At 68.6% G+C, this 18,289-nt stretch carries 14 protein-coding genes; 6 read left to right on the forward strand and 8 right to left on the reverse strand.

Annotation, left to right across the window (positions count from 1 at the left end; genetic code table 11):
* Positions 1–41: 41 nt before the first annotated feature.
* Both IT306_22115 and IT306_22120 read left to right on the forward strand, forming a co-directional pair.
* Complete coding sequence (locus IT306_22115) at positions 42–605, forward strand: Uma2 family endonuclease (protein MCC7371127.1); 564 nt, start codon at positions 42–44, stop codon at positions 603–605.
* A 47-nt stretch (positions 606–652) separates the two neighbouring features.
* Entirely contained in the window at positions 653–1,318 is a 666-nt protein-coding gene (locus tag IT306_22120) for an HAD family phosphatase (protein ID MCC7371128.1), read from the forward strand.
* A gap of 56 nt (positions 1,319–1,374) precedes the next feature.
* Here IT306_22120 and IT306_22125 read toward each other — a convergent pair whose 3' ends face one another.
* The 7 genes from IT306_22125 to IT306_22155 form a co-directional block, all read right to left on the reverse strand.
* The gene (locus IT306_22125) at positions 1,375–2,334 is read right to left on the reverse strand and encodes a 1-acyl-sn-glycerol-3-phosphate acyltransferase (GenBank protein ID MCC7371129.1); all 960 of its coding nucleotides are present in this window, start codon (positions 2,332–2,334) and stop codon (positions 1,375–1,377) included.
* Between the two features lie 385 nt (positions 2,335–2,719).
* A complete protein-coding gene (locus tag IT306_22130) occupies positions 2,720–3,658 on the reverse strand; it encodes an ABC transporter permease (GenBank protein MCC7371130.1) in 939 nt (312 codons plus the stop codon).
* A gap of 48 nt (positions 3,659–3,706) precedes the next feature.
* The gene (locus tag IT306_22135) at positions 3,707–4,666 is read right to left on the reverse strand and encodes an ABC transporter permease (protein ID MCC7371131.1); all 960 of its coding nucleotides are present in this window, start codon (positions 4,664–4,666) and stop codon (positions 3,707–3,709) included.
* 91 nt (positions 4,667–4,757) lie between these two features.
* Positions 4,758–6,593, reverse strand: a complete 1,836-nt coding sequence (locus IT306_22140; protein MCC7371132.1) for an ABC transporter substrate-binding protein — start codon at positions 6,591–6,593, stop codon at positions 4,758–4,760.
* Positions 6,594–6,819: 226 nt separating this feature from the next.
* Complete coding sequence (locus IT306_22145) at positions 6,820–8,040, reverse strand: MFS transporter (protein ID MCC7371133.1); 1,221 nt, start codon at positions 8,038–8,040, stop codon at positions 6,820–6,822.
* 8 nt (positions 8,041–8,048) lie between these two features.
* Positions 8,049–9,701, reverse strand: a complete 1,653-nt coding sequence (locus IT306_22150) for a glycosyltransferase family 39 protein (GenBank protein ID MCC7371134.1) — start codon at positions 9,699–9,701, stop codon at positions 8,049–8,051.
* Between the two features lie 125 nt (positions 9,702–9,826).
* On the reverse strand, positions 9,827–10,507 hold the full coding sequence (locus tag IT306_22155) for an endonuclease III (protein MCC7371135.1): 681 nt from the start codon (positions 10,505–10,507) through the stop codon (positions 9,827–9,829).
* Positions 10,508–10,736: 229 nt separating this feature from the next.
* Here IT306_22155 and IT306_22160 point away from each other — a divergent pair, with 229 nt between their 5' ends.
* From IT306_22160 to IT306_22175, 4 genes are all read left to right on the forward strand, one after another.
* A complete protein-coding gene (locus tag IT306_22160) occupies positions 10,737–12,026 on the forward strand; it encodes a Gfo/Idh/MocA family oxidoreductase (protein ID MCC7371136.1) in 1,290 nt (429 codons plus the stop codon).
* A 1,028-nt stretch (positions 12,027–13,054) separates the two neighbouring features.
* A complete protein-coding gene (locus IT306_22165; GenBank protein MCC7371137.1) occupies positions 13,055–13,996 on the forward strand; it encodes a 2-dehydropantoate 2-reductase in 942 nt (313 codons plus the stop codon).
* A 5-nt stretch (positions 13,997–14,001) separates the two neighbouring features.
* On the forward strand, positions 14,002–15,456 hold the full coding sequence (locus IT306_22170) for a beta-N-acetylglucosaminidase domain-containing protein (GenBank protein ID MCC7371138.1): 1,455 nt from the start codon (positions 14,002–14,004) through the stop codon (positions 15,454–15,456).
* Positions 15,457–15,551: 95 nt separating this feature from the next.
* Positions 15,552–16,541: a hypothetical protein gene (locus tag IT306_22175; protein ID MCC7371139.1), complete on the forward strand. Its 990-nt coding sequence runs from the start codon at positions 15,552–15,554 to the stop codon at positions 16,539–16,541.
* A gap of 159 nt (positions 16,542–16,700) precedes the next feature.
* Here the strand turns inward: IT306_22175 and thrC are convergent, their stop codons facing one another.
* Entirely contained in the window at positions 16,701–18,041 is a 1,341-nt protein-coding gene (thrC, locus tag IT306_22180) for a threonine synthase (protein ID MCC7371140.1), read from the reverse strand.
* Positions 18,042–18,289 lie beyond the last annotated feature (248 nt).

The raw sequence follows: 18,289 nt of genomic DNA on the forward strand, positions 1-18,289 counted from the left end.
CGGCTGGTACGATACCCATGCGAGGCCCACGCGGGAGGAGCATGATGACGCTGACTGGCCGCCGCCTGACCCTGGACGAGTTCCTGGCGCTGCCCGAGGAGAGCCCCGGACTTGAGTACCTCGACGGGAGGGTCGTACGAAAGGTGTCCCCAAAAGCGTATCACGGTGCGACCCAGTATGCTCTCACCGAGAGGGTGAACCTGTACGGGCGTCCCCGTCGACTTGCACGGGCATTTCCCGAAACGCGCGCAACATTCGGGGGCTGGTCGCCCGTCCCGGATGTTGGGGTGTATCGCTGGGAGAATCTGCCGAGACGAGCGGATGGTAAGCTCCTCAGGGAATTTCAGACGCCGTGGGATATCGTTGTCGAGATCGTCTCGCCGGACCAAAGCCGGGCTGACCTTAAGGCCAAGTGCCGTTGGTACTGCGCGAACGGGGTGGAGATCAGCCTGATGATCGATCCCGACCGCGAGGATGTGATCTGCTTCGGCGCGGATGGCTCACGCGTTGAGCTGCGCAACGAAGATCGAATCGACCTGGATAGCGTCCTACCCGGCCTTCATCTCACGCCAGACGACCTCTTCTCAGAGTTGTACGCGGACTAGCCGGAGCACGTTCGCCTGGGTAGGCATGGTCCGGGTACACTCGGCGCATGAGTGTCTGCCTGTTTGATGCCGTCATCTTCGACATGGACGGCGTGCTGCTCGACTCCGAGCCGATCTACCTCGCGGCCACCAACGGCGTGCTGGCCCGCGAGGGCAAGTACCTCAGCCCTGAGGAGAACGCGCGCTACATCGGGGTGCGGTTCCCGGACATGCTGGCCGAGATCATCCCGGCGATGGGGCTGGCCCACGACGCCGCCTACTATATCGCCGAGACGCGCCAGCAGGTGCTGATCGAGTTCGGGAAGCCGCTGACGCCGCCGGCGGGCGCGCGAGAGCTGATCGAGCGGCTGGTGGATCACGGCGTGCCGCGCGCGGTCGGATCGTCGAGCGGGCACGGCTGGGTCGAGCAGATCCTGACGAACCTGGGCGTCCGCCAGTATTTCGACGTGATCGTTGGCGGCGACGACGTGCAGCATGGCAAGCCAGAGCCGGACATCTTCCTGCGCTGCGCCGAACTGCTCGGCGTGCAGCCGGAGCGTTGCGCCGTCATCGAGGACTCGGCCAATGGCGTGCTGGCGGCGCGGCGGGCCGGCATGACAGCCATCGGGCTGCGAACGGCCTCGACGGCGACGCTGGTACTGGAAGGGTGCCTGGCCGTGGTGGACACGTTCCACGAAGCGGCCGGCCACCTCGGCGTGGCGCTCGAACGGTAGCCGTCCGTTCCCCGCACGTCATCGCGTCTTGCGCGCGGGCAACGGCGGACGCGCGCTCACACGACGAGAAGGTCGTTGCGGGCCGCTGCGATCTGCTGCCGGACGATGCCCTGCACGCGAGCCGTGATCGCCTCGGGGCTGGGTTCCTCGGCCGCAAGCTCGGCAGCATCGATCGGCTCGCCGTAGGTCACACGGATCGTCGTCGGGCCGAACGACGGGAACGCGACCTGGAGCACGGCCACCAGATCCTCGCGCCGACGGAGCGTCGGACGGCGGCGGATCAACGGTCCGAACCAGTTCCAGGTGCTCAACGAGAGCACGCCGACGATGGAGGTCGGGACGACTTTCAGCGGGATGCCCTGGCGCGCGGCCATCCTGACCATCGTACCGATACCGGCCGACCACGGTTGAAACGGCTCGGTGGGAAAGTCGTCACCCGGGCCGTGCCGCCCGATCAGCACCGGCTCGGGCTCCAGGTGGCCGGCCGGGAAGATCAGCAGTGGCGTGCCCTCGCGCAGGACGCGCAAGACCTCGCGCAGGCTGCCGGAACGGCCGGGGCCTTCATCTGGCAGGAGGAGCAGGTTCGGGGCCAGCGAGGAGAGCAGATTCAGCAGCGGCTGCGGCCGGGCGATGGCCCGGATATCCTGTCGCGGCAGCGTGGCGTAGATCGCCAGCGTGTCGAACATGCCCGGATGATTCGAGGCCAGCAGCAGCGGCCCGTCAGCGGGAATCGACTGCGCGCCGCGCGAGTCCACCGTGCCGTTGTAGCGGGCGCAGATATCGACGGCGGCGTGGGCAAGCCCGTGGCTGTCCAGACGCTCGTTGAAGTGCGCCATACTGTCGGCGAAGCGCCGCAGTTGGCCGCGCATGCCGATCTGGAGCGCGTTCCGCGCAAACCACGAGGTGTGCACGCCCGCCAGCTGCACGAGATCGCGCCGGCAGACCTCGTGAAACTGGCGGAGCCGCTCGGCCTCGTCAAGGCCGGTTGCTGATTGGGCAGGAGCAAGCGCGACCATATGGGCACAGCATACGCGATTCTGCCGCTCGTGTCTGTCGTCTCGCGAACAGATACGTGAAGGAGTGGATCGAGGGTCGCGGATGGTGGGGCGTGGATGATTGTGCAAACGTGCAAGTTGCAATTGTCGTCCTGAGCGCAGCGAAGAACCTCACCCGCTGACGCGAACGTTGACGGCCAGTGGGTGACACGAACGTTGACGGTCAGCGGGTGGGGTGCAAGGTGACGCTCGGCGGGTGGCGCGAGCGTTGACGGTCAGCGGGTGAGGTCCTTCGCTGCGCTCAGGATGACATGGGGAGTTGCTTCCTTTCACCGCATCATTCCCACGCCCACGCCCACGCCCACGCCCACGCCCACGCCCACGCCCACGCCCCACGCCCACGCCCTCAGCTCAGGCGCTGCTTCAGCCTCGGGTCCAGCATGTCGCGGAGGGCGTCGCCGAACAGGTTCGCGGCCATGATCGTGATGGTGATGGCCAGGCCCGGGAACACGATCAGCCACCAGGGCGGCCGGAACGCCTCGCTCAGCACGCCGCCGAGCATGCGGCCCCACGTCGGCGTTGGCTCGGGCACGCCGATGCCCAGGAACGCCAGCGCTGACTCGGCAAAGATCGCCGTGCCCAGGTTGGCGCTGAAGATCACCAGGAACGGCGCCAGACACTGCGGCGCAACGTGGCGCACCATCACCCGGAGGGACGTCGCTCCGATGCAGCGGGCCGACTCGACGTACGAGGTCTCCTTGACCGACAGCACGACGGCCCGGATCACCCGCGTTGAGAGTGGCACCCGCGAGATGGCGATGGCGATGATGACCGTCTCCAGACGTGGCCCGAGGCCGGCCATCAGCAGGATCGCCAGGATCAGGCCGGGGAACGAGAGCATGATGTCCAGCACGCGCTGGCTGATCATGTCGAAGCGGCGGCCGATGTAGCCGGACGCTACGCCCCAGACGAACCCGATGGAGTCGCCCAGCAGCACCGAGGTGACGGCCACCAGCAGGCTGATCCTCGCCCCGTAGAAGATGCGCGAGAGGACATCACGGCCCAGGTAGTCGGTCCCGAGCAGATACTGGAGCGACGGCTCGCGGCGGGTGGCGGCGAAGTTCGCGGCCAGCGGATCGTACGGGCTGACGACGCTCGCGAATGCGCCGATGCCGAAGATCACCAGCAGCGCGATGGCCGCCCCGGTGCCGAGCAGCGACGAGCGGTAGAACCGAACGAGGAAGCTGGTCCGCGGTCGCCGTCGCATCTGCGTCGGCGCGGCGACTTCCCCCATGGGGGCCGGTCCGGGCCGCGCGTCCGGGGCCATCTCAAGCGGCCTTGCCATACGGTGTAGCTCCATTGCCAGCACAGCGCTGGCCGATGTCTCGGCAGCCTAGCTGTACCGGATGCGGGGATCGATGAGCGCGTAGCTGACGTCCACCATCAGGTTCACCAGGATGAACACGACGCCGTAAAACAGGGCCAGGTTCTGGATCAGCATCCAGTCTCGCTCGGTGACAGCCATCACCAGCGCCAGCCCGAGGCCCGGCACCCCGAATGCCCGCTCGACGGCCACCGAGCCGCCGATCAGACCGCCGAGCGCCAGGCCGGAGACGGTCACCACGGGCAACAGGGCATTCTTGAGGACGTGCCGCACCAGGATGCCCTTGTCACGCAGGCCCTTGGCGCGAGCGGTCCGCACGTAGTCCTCGCCCAGCACTTCGAGCGTCGAGGAGCGGGCGATGCGGGCAATGAACGCCCCCAGCCCGACGCCGAGCGCCAGCGCCGGCCCGACCGTCATCTGGAAGTTCTTGACCGGATCGTCCCAGAGGTAGACGATGGTCATGGACGGCCGCCAGCTGAAGTACAGGATGCCGACCAGGATGGCGAGCATCCCCAGGAAGAAGCTCGGGATGGCCTGGAACAACGTGACGAAGAAGCGTGCGGCGTAGTCCAGGCCGGAGTTTCTGCGGACGGCCGACAGCATGCCGATGGGCAGGCCGATGACCCACGAGACGACGATGGCCATGATGGCGATCTGGATGGTGATCGGGGCGCGGCGCATGATCAGCTCGATCAGCGGCTCGCCCCGCCAGAACGAGGTGCCGAAGTTGCCGCGCAGCACGTCGTACATCCAGCTCAGGTACTGTTGGTAGTACGGGCGGTCCAGTCCGAGACTGGCGCGCGCCGCCGCAAGCTGCTCGGGGGTCAGGCGGATGGTGCCCACCTGCTCGCTCTCGATCATCTCGAGCGGGTCGCCGGGCAGGATGCGCATGGCGAAGAAGATCAGCAGCGTGACGCCGATGATCGTCGGGATGGAGATCACGAGGCGGCGCAGCACGTAGAGATGCATCGTGGACGTTCTCAGTCTTCAGGTGTCAGTCGTCAGTTCTCAGAGGACTGCTCCTGCTGAGAACTGACGACTGACACCTGACAACTCGCTCCTACTTGTCGATCCACATGGTGTCGGTCTTGTTCCAGGAGAGCCGCACGCGCTCCATCGGCATCCCCTTGAGGTACTTTTTCCACATGTGGAGGTGGCTGGTGAAGCCGATGGTCATCCACGGCGATTCCTGATCGAGGAAGTCCTCGATCTCACGGAACATCGGCTTGCGCTTCGCCGGGTCCGTCTCGGCGTCGAGCTTCTTGAGCATCTCGTCCATCTTCGGGTTGGTGTACTTGCCGAAGTTGGTCGGGCCTTCCTTGGTGAAGTAGTCGATCCAGCCGAGCGTTGGATCGTACATGCGAAGCTCGATGGTGTTCAGCGAGAGATCCCACTGGCCGTTCTTCAGCTCGTCGTTGAGGACGGCCCGCTCGACGGCCTTGATGGTCGTCTCCGCGCCGATGTTCGCCTTGAGGATCGCCTGGGAGGCCGGCGCGAGCGTCTGAGCGTGTGGCCCGACGGACGCGGTCAGGATCTCAATGCCCTTGAGCTTGTCGGCCACGCCGGCTTCCTGGAGCAGCTTCTTCGCCTCGGCGATGTCGGCGGCCTTGTCTGCACGGTAGCCCGGCAGCTTGAGCACCTCGTCGGGCGGCGTCGCGAACTCGAAGCCGTGGCTCATGTACCGGGTGTAGTTGAGCGGCTCCTGGGTCTTGAACGCCTCGAAGAGATCCTGCCGGCTCAGGGCCAGGTGGAACGCTCGCCGCACCTTCGGATCGTCGAACGGCTTCTTGGCGGTGTTGAAGTAGAGCATGTACGCGCCCGCGCCCGGCACCATGTAGGTGCCGATCTCGTTGGCGCGGCCCTTGCCCTCTTCAAAGGTCTCCTTGGAGACGTTCCAGGAGATATCGGCCTGCCCGGCCAGGATCGCGGTGCCTCGGTCACTCCACTGCGGCGCGTGGATGAACTCGAGCGTGTCGATGTACGGCAGCTCTTTGTCCCAGTAGTTGGGGTTCTTTTCGAGGATCCAGCGCTCGCCGACCTTGTGATCCTTGAAGACGTAGGCCCCGGTGCCCGGGGCGATGATCTTCCGCAGGTCGCCCCCGTTCTCGTCCAGCACCTTCTTCGAGTAGATCATGCCCTGCTCGCCGGTGAGCAGCTCGAGGAAGTAGGCGCGCGGCTCGGAGAGCGTCATCTTGACGGTCTGCTTGTCCGGGGCCTCGACCGACTTGAGCGCGCCGAAGCGGGCCTTGAACACGCTGACGATGCCGGAGGGCGGGTTCAGGATCCGGTTGTAGGTCGCCAGGATGTCGTCGGCTGAGAAGTCGGTGCCGTCGTGCCACTTGACGCCCTGGCGCAGCTTGAATGTGTAGACCTTGCCGTCCGGCGAGACCTCCCAGCTCTGGGCCAGCTCCGGAACGATGGTCTTCAGGCCGTCGACCGGGTTCAGCCGGACGAGGTTGCTGTAGGTGTGCCAGAGGATCGGGGCCGGGCCGCCGCCCTGGTGGATGTCGAAGTGGTTCGTAGTGACGCTGAAGGCGAAGGTCGCCTTGCCGCCGCGCTTCGGGTTGGCGTCGGTGGCGCGGAGGATGCCGGCATCCGCGGGCTTGGCCGCGGCCGGGGCAGCGGTCGGCTTGGCCGCTTCGGCCGGCTTGGCGGCCTCGGCTGGCTTGGCGGCAGCCGGAGCCTCCGTCGGCTTGGCGGCGGCGGCTGGTGCTGCCGGAGCGGCAGTCGGGACGGGAGCGGTCGTCGGGGCGGGTGCGGCGGGCTTCGACTCAGCAGGCTTGCTGGGCGCGGGCGCCTGGGCGCTGCAGGCCGCCAGCAGCGCGGCGCTGAATCCCAGGGTCGAGCCGAGCATCATGCGGCGCGAAATGCGTGAAGCGGTGTGATGAGCGGTCATTCCGTGTCCTCCCCAGGTCGTGAAGAAACAGACATCTCTGTCGCGAGGCACCGTTGCCATCGCCTGGGCGAACTGCTCTGACTGGCGCTACGAAGTCGGGAACGTGAGCCGGTGGCAAACCTCTCCCCAAGAGTCGGCCGCCGGAGGGGCGGCTAGGCGGCCATTGTAGCGCGCTGGTTCTGCCGCGTCACGGTGGCCCGAAGGTCAGGACACGCCGACACCCGTCTCAGGCGCCCGTGGGCGCGAGGCCGGTGGTCCCGGCCGACGCGCCATACCGGACCGGGCGGGTATCCATCGCGAAGCTGAGCAGGGCGCCGGTCAGGGCTACGCCCACCGCCACGATGATGACGGGCGGGTAGCCGCCGAACAGCTCGTAGCCGCGCCCGGCGACATACGAGCCGAGCGCCGCGCCGGTCTGGTGGGCGACGGCCAGGAAGCCGGTCAGCACGCCGAGCATGCGCGGCCCGAACATCTGGACGGTGGCCGCTGCCGAGAACGGGATCGTCGCCATGTCGGTCAGGCCAAAGATCAGCGCGAAGAGCATCAGTTGCCCCTCGGTTGTGGCGTTGGCGAGCCAGAGCAGCGCCACCGAGCGGATCGTGAAGGCGGCGATCAGCGGCCGGCGTCCGCCGAAGCGGTCGGCGATGCGGCCAGCCAGGATCAGCCCGCCGATGTTGAACAGCCCGACGAGGCTGAGGATGCCGGCCGCCGAGATCTGCGGCAGGCCGCGGTCTGCGCCGTACGCCACCACGTGGGTGTGGACGAGGCCGAGGGTCGTCACGCCGCAGATGAAGTAGGCCCACCAGAGCAGCACGAACCCCTTCGCACGGAACGCGAGGCGGATGGTCTCGCCGAGGCTGGGCAGCGGCTCCTTGCGCGGCGGCGCAGAGCCTCGCAGCAGCACGGCGACGAGCGGCAGGACGGCCGCCAGGAGCACCACGCCGAAGAACAGCATCGTCTGGCGCCAGCCGAACGCCTCGACCCCGGCGGCAGCGACGGACGCCAGCGTCATCTGTCCGAGCGGCCCGCCGGCGCTGCAGATGGCGTAGATCAGGCCCCGATTCTGCTCGAACCGCTGGGCGACCAGCGCGACGATGGTGGCGTTGGCCGCCCCGGCGAAGCCGAGCGAGGCGATCATGCCGAAGGTGATGACGAAGCCAGCATAGGAGGGCATCAGCGACGCCGCGACGACCCCGACGCCCGTCAGCAGCACGGACCCGGGGACGATCAGGCGCGGCCCGCGCACGTCCACCTGTCGGCCCAGGAGCGGCTGCCCCAGCCCGAACACCAGCAGCCCGAGTGACGCCACAAGGCTGATCGCGCTGCGATCCACCCCGAAATCGGACTCCAGGGGCCGCATCCAGACCCCGAAAATCAACCGGAGGCCGCCCAGCCCAAACACGACCAGGAACGCCCCCGCGACCAGTCCGACACCGCTCCAGCGCATGGGGGATTCTAGCGCGGCGCTGTGACTGCGCGCGGGCGGACTTCCAGCACAGTCAGCTTCTCGTCCGACCAGATACGGTCCGGGGTCAGGAAGTCATAGAGGTTGGCGTGCGGCACGTCGATGACGATGTAGCGGATGCCGTACTGCTCGATCAGGTGCTCGATGATGTCGGGTGGGTAGCCCGTCGAGTTGACCACCAGCGGCATCCGTGTGAACGGCGCCAGGATGTGGTCTGCCAGGATCGTGCCCTGGCCGCGCGCGACGATGGCGTCGGCGGCGGCTCGGAAGCGGGCGGCATCTTCCATGAAGATGCGCTCGCCCTGCTGCCCGAAGTTGTCCCCGACCAGGCCGCCGTTGTAGTAGTAGGTCCGACTCGGGATCGAGAGCATCGTCCAGGCGTTGGTGAAGAGGCAGAGGGCGGCGGTGATCGCGGCGAGCCGGTGGCGGACGGCGACCGGCCCGATCTGCCCGAGCGCCCAGGCCCCGATGCCGAAGACCAGCGGCAGCAGCGGGATCAGGTAGCGGAACTTGGTGGTGGGCCACCAGACGATCAGCGCGAGGTGGGCGAGGGCCAGTACCGCCACGGGGATGGGGTTCGGCTCGGGTGGCGCGGCCTGGCCGGCCGGTGCAGACTCGCGGAGACGCGGCGTGCCGGGAACCAGCAGCACCAGCCCGAGGGCGAAGAGGCCGGCCAGGATCGGCGCGATCACCAGCGACTGCTTCACCAGGAAGCCGACGTTGCCGTAGAGATCCAGGGCGCGCTCGCGGAGGAGGGCCGCGCGGCTGGCGGTCTGCGGGAGGTTTCGCTTGACGGCCTGCCCGTTCACCAGGACGTATTCAACCTGTCGGCTGCCGCCGGCGAGCGTCCGCTGGAACGGCTGGCTCCAGAACGGTCCGCCGAACTGCGCGGCGTTGTAGGCCAGCCACGGCAGGATGACCAGGAGCATCACGACGGCGCTGATGGCCGGCCCGGCCAGCGCCTGGGGACGGAAGGCGGCCAGCCGGTGGCGCACGAGATGCAGGGCCAGCAGCGCAATGGGCAGCACCACGGCCGGGTAGTTGGTGAGATACCCCACGCCCATGACCGCGCCGAGGCCGGCCCATCGAAGCGACGTATTCCTGGATGACGTAGCCATGTTCGCCACGTCACAGGGTATGAGCCAGAGCCAGCCGAGGTAGCAGGCCGCCAGCAGCACCCAGAGCGAGCCGTTGCCAGAGAAATCGGCGAGCGGGAACGAGCAGGCCGCCAGCACGGTGGCGAAGAGGGCGGCGGGCTGACCGACGTGCCGACGCAGCCCGACGAATGTGAGTGGGACCAGGGCCACGCCGACGAGCAGGCTCACCACCTTGAGCGCGCTGTAGCCGTCGTCGGTGAGGGGCACGAGCAGCGCCCCGAGCAGCGGCCAGAGCGGCGGATGCTGATCCGGCGGATAGCCGAACCCGAACGGCTCGCTGGGGTAGTACCGCACGTCCACGAACGGGACGAGCAGCCGACCCTGCCACGCGACGCTCTCGGCGATGGCGGCGTCGATGACGACATCGCCGTGCGGCCAGACGTTGAACCGGACCGACGCCAGCCGCCAGAGCGCACCGAGGACCGTGACCAGGGCCACCAACGGCTCGGGGCCGGCCAGGTGGAGACGGTCGCGGAGGGCGCTCACCGGGGCTCCTGGCGGGGTCGATGGTCGCGGCAGGCGAGGTCGTTCACGCCGGCCGATGATACCAGCCGACTGCGACTATCCCGGAGCCGGTGTTGCCGCGTGCCGGGAACGACGGTTGCCGCCGGCTACGCCTCGACGCCGACCTTCGGGCAGACGGCCGTCAGCGGGCAGGCGCCGCAGCGGGGGCGCAGCGCCTTGCAGAGCACGCGGCCGTGCCGGATCAGCAGCATGTGAGCCTCGTACATCTGGTCGGGCGGCATGCTGGCTTCAAGGATCTGGTGGGCGGCCTCAGCGCTGACCTTCGGGCCGATGAGTCCGAGCCGCTTGCTGACCCGGTGGACATGCGTGTCCACCGGCATGGCCGGCATCCCCAGCGCGAACAGGAGGACGCAGGCGGCAGTCTTCGGGCCGACGCCGTTCAGCCGGGTGAGGTACGCCCGCGCGTCGTCGAGCGGAAGCTCGGCCAGGAAGTCCAGGCCCAGCTCGCCACGATCCTGCTGGATGACGTGAAGGACGCCCTGGATGCGCGGCGCTTTGATCTCGGCAAGCCCACCGGAGCGGATCGCGTCGGCGACGGCGGCCGTCGGCGCGGCCCGGATCGCTTCCCACGAGCCGAACGTACCCCAGAGACTGGCAAAGGCTCGGTCCGTGTTCACGTCCGAGGTGTTCTGCGAGAGGATGGTCTGGATCAGCCCGGCCAACGGGCCGTTGGTCTGGCGCGGGGCCGGCGGGCCGTAGTACTCGAACAGGGCGGCGAGCACATCGGTTGGGCTCGGGGATGGGGCGGGCGCGACTGACGGGGTCATGGGGCGAGTATAGCGCCACTCCTGGTGTAACAGGCGGCATCTTCTGCGCGCGCGGTCGTCGACCTCCTGGGCGCTTCGCCGGCGGGTTGACTCAAACGGGGGCGGCGGAGATCGCTGCGCTCCTAGGGGGGACGCTGCGCTCCCAGGCCGTGCTACGCTGTCGCGCGGATAGATGGCAGCGATGAGGCACGGATGGCCGAACGGGCGGACCGTGCGCGAGGGGAGCACCATGGCGGCGATCAGGGTGGGCATCGTGGGGGCCGGGCGGATCGTGCCGGCCCACCTGCACGGCTACAAAGCGCTGCGGGCGGCTGGCTTCGACGATTTCCGGATCACGGCGGTCTGCTCGCGCGATCCGGAGCGGGCGCATGCGCTGGTCGGGACGGATGGCCGCAGGGCGGGCGGCATGGCCGGACCGCCCTCGATGGCCGCCGATCCGCTGCTGGCGCCGCCCATCGCCGTCTCGGACTTCCAGGACGATGCCGAAGTGCAGGTCTTCACCGACGTGCGCGACATGCTGGCGGCAGGCGTGGTAGACGCCGTGGACATCACCACCGAGGTCAGCGTCCACCACACCCAGGCCCTGGCGGCCATCGAGGCCGGCTGCCACGCGGTGGTGCAGAAGCCGCTGGCGATCTCGGTGCGGGCGGCGCGCATGATGCTGGACGCGGCGCAGCAGCGTGGGGTCTCGCTGGCCGTGCTGGAGAACGCCCGCTACAACCGGAGCGTCCGTATCGCGAAGTGGCTGGTGGACCGGGGCGATCTCGGCACGCCGCAGATGGTCTCGGTGACGGCGCTCGGCACGGCGATGTGGTCGCCGGACCACTTCGTCGGGAACTCGCCGTGGCGGCACCAGAAGCTGGTCGGGGCGGGCGGCGCCTCGCTGGACATCGGGCCGCACATCTTCCACCGCCTGCGGATGCTCTGCGGCGAGGTCGAGTCGGTGGCGGCGTTCGCGCGCGTGTTCGAGCCGACTCGCTACTACCGAGACGTCGATGGGAACGTCGTGGACACCGTCCAGTGCGACGCCGACGACGCGTTTATGGCCGTCGCCTGTTTCGAGTCAGGGGCCATCGGGCAACTGTCGTTCTCGTTCGCGGGGCACGGCGATCCGATGCCGTCGTCTGGCCTGAACCTGTTCGGCAGCAAGGGCAGCCTGCGCGGCGACGCGCTGCACCTCGACGGCCAGGAGCCGACCTCATTGGAGGCGTACTTCTTGGAGCGGGCGACGGCTGCCGAGGTGGCGCGGCTGTTTCCGCGTGACCTGTCGGACTCGTTCGCGCTGCTCTACGAAAGCTGGCTTGGGGGCATCCTCAACGGCACGCCGGCCGAGACCAGCGGCCAGGAGGGCCTGCACGACCTCGCGGCGAGCTTCGCCATCGTGGAGGCCTCGCAGGCCGGGCGCGCCGTCCGCCTGAGCGAGGTGCTCGACGGCTCGGTGGATGCCTACCAGCGGGATCTCGACGAGCACTACGGGCTGCTCGGGCAGCGGACGGCGCGCGAGGGATACCCCGCGTGACAGCATCGGCATGTTGACAGAATGGCGAATCAGCGCCAGCCGGAGGTTCCGGCCGGGGGCAGGGTGGTTGCCTGGTGACGGCATCGTGCAGCGCAGTCGGGGCTTGAAAGCCCCGACTGCGCGTCTTACCACGCTCTGGAAACGCCAAGAAGCATGCGATTGCGCTGCGTCCGGCTGGCGGCGGGGACGCATCATCGGGTATTCTCGACTTTGCTGACTGTCTAACCAGAAAATACGCAGGTCGGGCGCGGCAGGGTCCGCGAGCGGGGCTGCTGGCTGGATCTCGCGAGGGTGCGCGGCTGACCGGACGCCTGGAGGCCAGGGGGGACATCCCCTCTGGCCTTCTTGTCGTCTCTGGCAGCGATGACTCGGGAGCGCGAATGGCCGAACGAACCGGATGGCAGCTACCGGGGCCGGTGTCCCCGGCGGACCCTGCGCGCGGCGGCCTGCGAGAAGCAGGGCGATGGCATGTTCATTGGTGTCCCCGAAGCATCATGGAACGGGCGGTCGGGGACTGACGTCCCCGCCTACACTCACGCCGTCGCTGCGCGACGGCCGCCGGGCACGGACAGGGACTGGTGAGACTACAGCGTCGCGCAGCGACTGCAGGATGGTAGGCGGGGCTTTCAAGCCCCGTCGAGGCGGCACGACGCGCTCAACATACGATTGCACTGGTAGCAGCATCAGGGTGATTGCCTGTTCATTGGTGTCCCCGAAGCATCACGGAACGGGCGGTCGGGGACTGAAGTCCCCGCCTACAGTCATTCAGTCGCTGCGCGACGGCCGTCGGGAACGGCTGGGGCTGGCGAGCCTGGCGCGTCGCGCAGCGACAGCAGGATGGTAGGCGGGGCTTTCAAGCCCCGACGCGGCGGCACGACGACATCAAACATGCAATCGCCCTGATGGTAGCCGCTCGGACGTTGTAGCCAGCCGCGCCGTGCGCCATACTCCCCCGGCCGCGCCGCCCCTGGGACACTCTGCGTGCCCGGATCTGGCGAGCGGCCGGAGCGTTCAGGAGGCAGATCGGAATGCGCGTCGCGGTGATCGGCTCGGGTGGGGTCGGCGGGTACGTCGGCGGACGGCTGGCGCAGGCCGGCCACGAGGTCGTGTTTCTGGCCCGCGGGGCGCACCTGGACGCCCTCAAGGCGGGTGGGCTGCGGGTCCAGAGCACCGACGGCGATTTTGCCTTGCCGTCCGTCAACGCCACGGACCAGTTCGGCGAGCTTGGCCCGGCCGACCTCTTCCTCTTCACCGTCAAGACCTACGACACCGAGTCGGCCGCTGCCGCCCTCAAGCCGCTGCTGCGCCCCGGCGCGACGGTGCTGACCGTCCAGAACGGCATCGACAACCACGAGCGCATCGACGCCGTGCTCGGGGCGGGCGTGGCGCTGCCGGGCACGATCCGCATCGAGACGAGCATCGCCGAGCCGGGCGTCATCGCCCACACCAGCAAGGGCGCGATCGCGCGGTTCGGGGAGCTTAACTCCGGCGGCTCGGGCAGCGAGCGGGTCGAGACGCTGCGGGCGGCCTTTGCCGAGGCGAAGCTGAACGTGGCCGTCCCGGAAGACATGCGCGCCGAGCTGTGGGACAAGTTCCTGTTCATCGTGCCGTTCGCCGGGCTGACGACACTGACCCGCGCGCCCATCGGCGAGATCCTGGCCTCCGAGGAGCTGACAGCGACCCTGGGCCAGTTGCTGGCCGAGGCCGCTGCCGTGGCGAAGGCCGAGGGCGTGGACTTCGGGGACGATGTCGTGCAGAAGCGGCTCGGCTGGATGCGCCGGCTGCACCCGGAGTTCAAGTCGTCGATGCAGCGTGACCTCGAACGGGGCAAACCGCTGGAGATCGACGCGCTGGCCGGCGCGCTGGCCCGGCTCGGCGTGAAGCACGGCATTCCGACGCCCGTCACGTCGTGCGTGAACGCGGTGCTGGCGTTGGAAGATCGGCGCGCCCGCGCGGCGGCCGGCCTCTGAGCGGCATGTCCCACGACGTGCGCAACGCAGCCAGCGCCAGCGGGGCAGGGGCGGCGGGCTGCCCGCTGCGCGGCCTGAAGGGCCTCTGGTGGGAGCCTGAGCAGTACATCGGCTGGCCGGCCTTCCTGCAGGGCGCGGGCTACGACTTCCTGATGCTCTGCTACACGTTCTGCCCCGAGACGGGGCTGACGTGGCGGCAGCCGCTCCGCCCCGCCGAGCGCGAGATCGTCCGCGAGCTGGCGGCCGACTGTGCCGCACGGGGGATCACCCTCTGCCTGGCGCTGCACCCGCTGATCGCCGGGCAGGCCTGGGCGCCCGAGGGGGCCGCCGTCCGCTTCCACCCGACCTCGGGCCGCAGCTGGTTCGTGGGGTACTGGCAGGCCCGCCGGCCCGGCGAGTCGATCCAGCCCAGCCCGCCGATCTGCTACGGCTCGGCGGACGACCTCGCGATCCTGGTCCGCGCCTGCCAGGAGGCGAAAGCACTCGGCGTCGGGGCTATCGCGCTCTGCCTGGACGACGTGGACCCGGGTTCCGCGCCGGACGGCTTCTCCGATCTGGCAGCGGCCCATCTGTGGCTCGCCAACGGCCTGCGCGAGCAGTTGCCGGACGGTCTCAAACTGTACGTCGTGCCGACCTACTACTGGACCGCGGGCGCTCGCGAGCACACCGCCTACACGGCTGGGCTGGCGGCCGGCCTGCCCGCCGACGTTGACGTGTTCTGGACCGGCACGGTCGTCCGCGACCACGACATCACGGCTGAGAAGGCCCGCGAGGCGGCCAGCCTGTTCGGGCGGAAGACGGTCGTCTGGCTCAACTACGCCTCGAACGACTCGTTCAGGTTCGCCGTGCAGTTGCCGCCAGACCGGCCGCCGGCCGCTGATCTGGCCTCCGAGACGGCCGGCCTGCTGCTGAACTCGACCCGTCAGACCGGGCTGGCCCGGCTCGACGCGCTGGTGATCGGGGCGTACCTCGCCGATCCGGCTGGCTACCACCACGAGACGGCCGTGCGCGCGGCGCTCGTCGCCCTGGCCGGCCAGCGGGCTGCATCGCTGCTCTGGGATCTGCTGGAGGCGTGGCGGGCCGTCCCCGACGTGCGGACCCTGACGGCCGATCTCCAGGCCGGCGGCAAGGTGTTCCTTGATGGCGTCCTCGGGCGGCTGCGGCCAGCCCTGGTGGCCATCGCCAACCTGGAGTCCACGTGTGACGCCCAGGTGGCGGACCGTCAGCTCTGGAGTGAGATCGCGGCGGGCATCACGCGGCTGCGGTTGCTGGCTGACGCGCTCGGCGTGCTGGAGTCCGAGCTGTCCGCCGCAGGCGCAACGAGCCTATCCCCGTCTGCCGGTCCTGGCTCACCGGCCCGTGCGGCACTGGCGTCGCGCCTTGCCGCAGCCTCCCCGGAGGCCGCCTGCGACGCCGACGCCGTCCTGACGCTGGCGCCATCGCGTGCGGTCGGGGGCTGAAGCCCCGACCACGCGCCTACGCCGGCAGGTCTCCACGGGCTACCATGCCCTCACGTGACACCGACTGTCACCTTTCCCCTGGGAGGGCCGCAACGATGATTGTTGGCGAGGGCAAGTACCGCTACGAGTACGTCGATGGCTGGGAGCAGTTGCCGGCTGGCTGGTCGCATGGCGACGTGGCCGGCGTGGCGACCGACTCGCAGAACCGCGTCTACGTCTTCAACCGGAGCGAGCATCCGGTCATCGTCTACGACGAGGACGGCAAGTTCCTCGACAGCTGGGGCGACAACAAGCTGTATCCCCGGCCGCACGGCATCACCATCGTGGACGACGTCGTCTTCCTGGCCGACGACACGGACCACACCGTCCGCAAGTGCACCCTTGACGGCAAGATCTTGATGACCCTCGGCGTCTCGGGCAAGCCGTCGGACACGGGCTACCGCGCCAACGTCCCCGCCAACCTGACCACCATCGAGCGCGGCGGCGGCCCGTTCAACCGCCCGACCCGCCTCTCGGTGGCCCAGAACGGCGAGCTGTACGTCTCGGATGGCTACGGCAACGCCCAGATCCACCGCTTCACGGCGGACGGCCAGTTGATCCAGTCCTGGGGCGGCCCCGGCACCGGCCCGAGCGAGTTCATGCTGCCGCACTCGGTGTGGGCGGCCACGGACGGCCGCATCTGGGTCTGTGACCGCGAGAACGACCGTATCCAGATCTTCAGCCCGACCGGCGAGCTGCTGAAGATCATGACCAACGTCCGCCGCCCTGGCGATCTCTACATCGACAGCGACAACATCGTGTACGTCGGCGAGATGTCCTGGGAGAAGGGCGAGACGAGTCTCTCCGGACAGGTCTGGCCCGAGAGCTACAACTCGGAGCTGACCATCCGCGACATCGAGGGCAACGTCATCACGAAGTGGGGCAACGCCGACGTGTGCGGCCCGGGCGGCTTCTCCTCGCCGCACGGCCTGTGGGTGGACGCCAAGGGCAACATCTACGTGGGCGAGGTCACGCACACGGCGCTGACCCGCTACAACCGCTGGCACGAGGGCTGCCACTCGATTGTGAAGTACGCGAAGATCTAGGCGTCGCCATGGCCCTGCGTGACGTTGTCACTTCGGACATCACCACGCTGGACGTGATGGGTTCGTCATCCCGAATGGGTCGTTCTGCTCGGGATGATGTACCCGATCATATCAGCCGTCCAACGGCGTGCCGGCTGACATAACCACGCACTGAACGCGTCAGGCCCGGTGGGCGGCGTCCACGCCCTCAAGCGCCGCGCGCTTGACCGCCTCGTACTCGGCGGGCAGCAGCACCGGCGTGTTCGCCAGCGCCGGGGCGATCCCCTCCATCGTCCCCTGGTGGTATCCGACCTTGAAGTCCGGGAACTTCAGCCCGGACGCCGTCGAGACCACCACCACCCGGTCAGACTTCGCGATCTCGCCGCCTGCCACCAGCTTCTCAAGCACCGCCAGCGCCACGCCGGTGTGTGGGTCCGTGAACATGCCCGTGCGGTCGGCGCGGGCGGCCGCCTGCGACAGCTCGTCCTCCGTCGCCTGCCCCACCACGCCGTCGAACCGCTTCAGCGTCTGCACAGCCTTGTCGAAGCTGACCGGGTTGCCGATCTGGATGGCCGAGGCGAGCGTCGGGCGGGCGTGGATCGGCTCCAGCGGCGCGAACCCGTGCACATACGACTGGAACAGCGGGTTGGCGCGCTCGGCCTGGGCCACGGCGATGCGCGGCAGCTTCTGGATCACGCCAAGCTCGTGCATCATCAGGAAGCCGGCCCCGAGCGCCGCCGTGTTCCCGAGATTGCCGCCGGGGATGATGACCCAGTCCGGCACGCCCCAGTCGAACTGCTGGACCGTCTCGATGCTGACCGTCTTCTGGCCCTCGACGCGCAGCGAGTTCATCGAGTTGGCGAGATAGATGCCTGGCTCCTTCGCCAGCCGCTTGACCATCTCCATGCAGCCGTCAAAATCGGTGTCCAGGGAGAGGACCAGCGCGTTGTTGGCGATGGGCTGGATCAACTGGGGGACGCTGATCTTGTCGCGGGGCAGGATCACGACGGCGGGGATGCCGGCCACGGCGCAGTAGGCACCCAGCGCCGCCGAGGTGTCGCCGGTCGAGGCGCAGGCGACGGCCTTGATCGGCATGCCCTGCGAGATCATCTGCTTGACCGTCGAGACGAGGACCGTCATCCCGAGGTCTTTGAACGATCCGGTGTGGCTGTTGCCACACATCTTGACCCACAGGTCGGTGAGGCCAAGCTGCGAGCCGTAGCGCTCGGCCCAGAACAGGTTGGTGCCGCCCTCGTCCAGCGAGACGACGTTGTCGTCCGAGACGTGCGGCGCGACCCACTCCTTTTTGCCCCAGACGCCGCTGCCGTACGGCCAGGTAGTCCGCTTGTAGCGGGCGTCGAAGAGGCGGGTCCAGGCGGCAGCGCTCTGCCGCTTCAACTGGCCGATGTCGTGGGTAACCTCCAGCAGCGCCCCGCACTGGGGGCACTCGTAGACGATATCGGTGAGCGGCAGCTCGCCGGGACACCCCTTGATGCACTGGAACCATGCTCGCGGCTGCACGCTTGCTCCTGACGATGGGTTTCGGGTTCTTGGTTTCGGGTTTCAGGGGAAAGCGTACCTGACGCACGCCCCCCGAAACCCGAAACCTGGCACCCAGACCAGGGCGATTGCATGTTGATGTCGTCGTGCCGCCGCGTCGGGGCTTGAAAGCCCCGCCTACGATCCTGCAGTCGCTGCGCGACGCTCCAGTCTCACCGGACGACGGCTGTTCCCGGTCTCCGTCGCGCAGCGACGGTGTGACTGTAGGC

The organism is Chloroflexota bacterium (assembly GCA_020850535.1).
GTDB lineage: Bacteria > Chloroflexota > UBA6077 > UBA6077 > JACCZL01 > JADZEM01.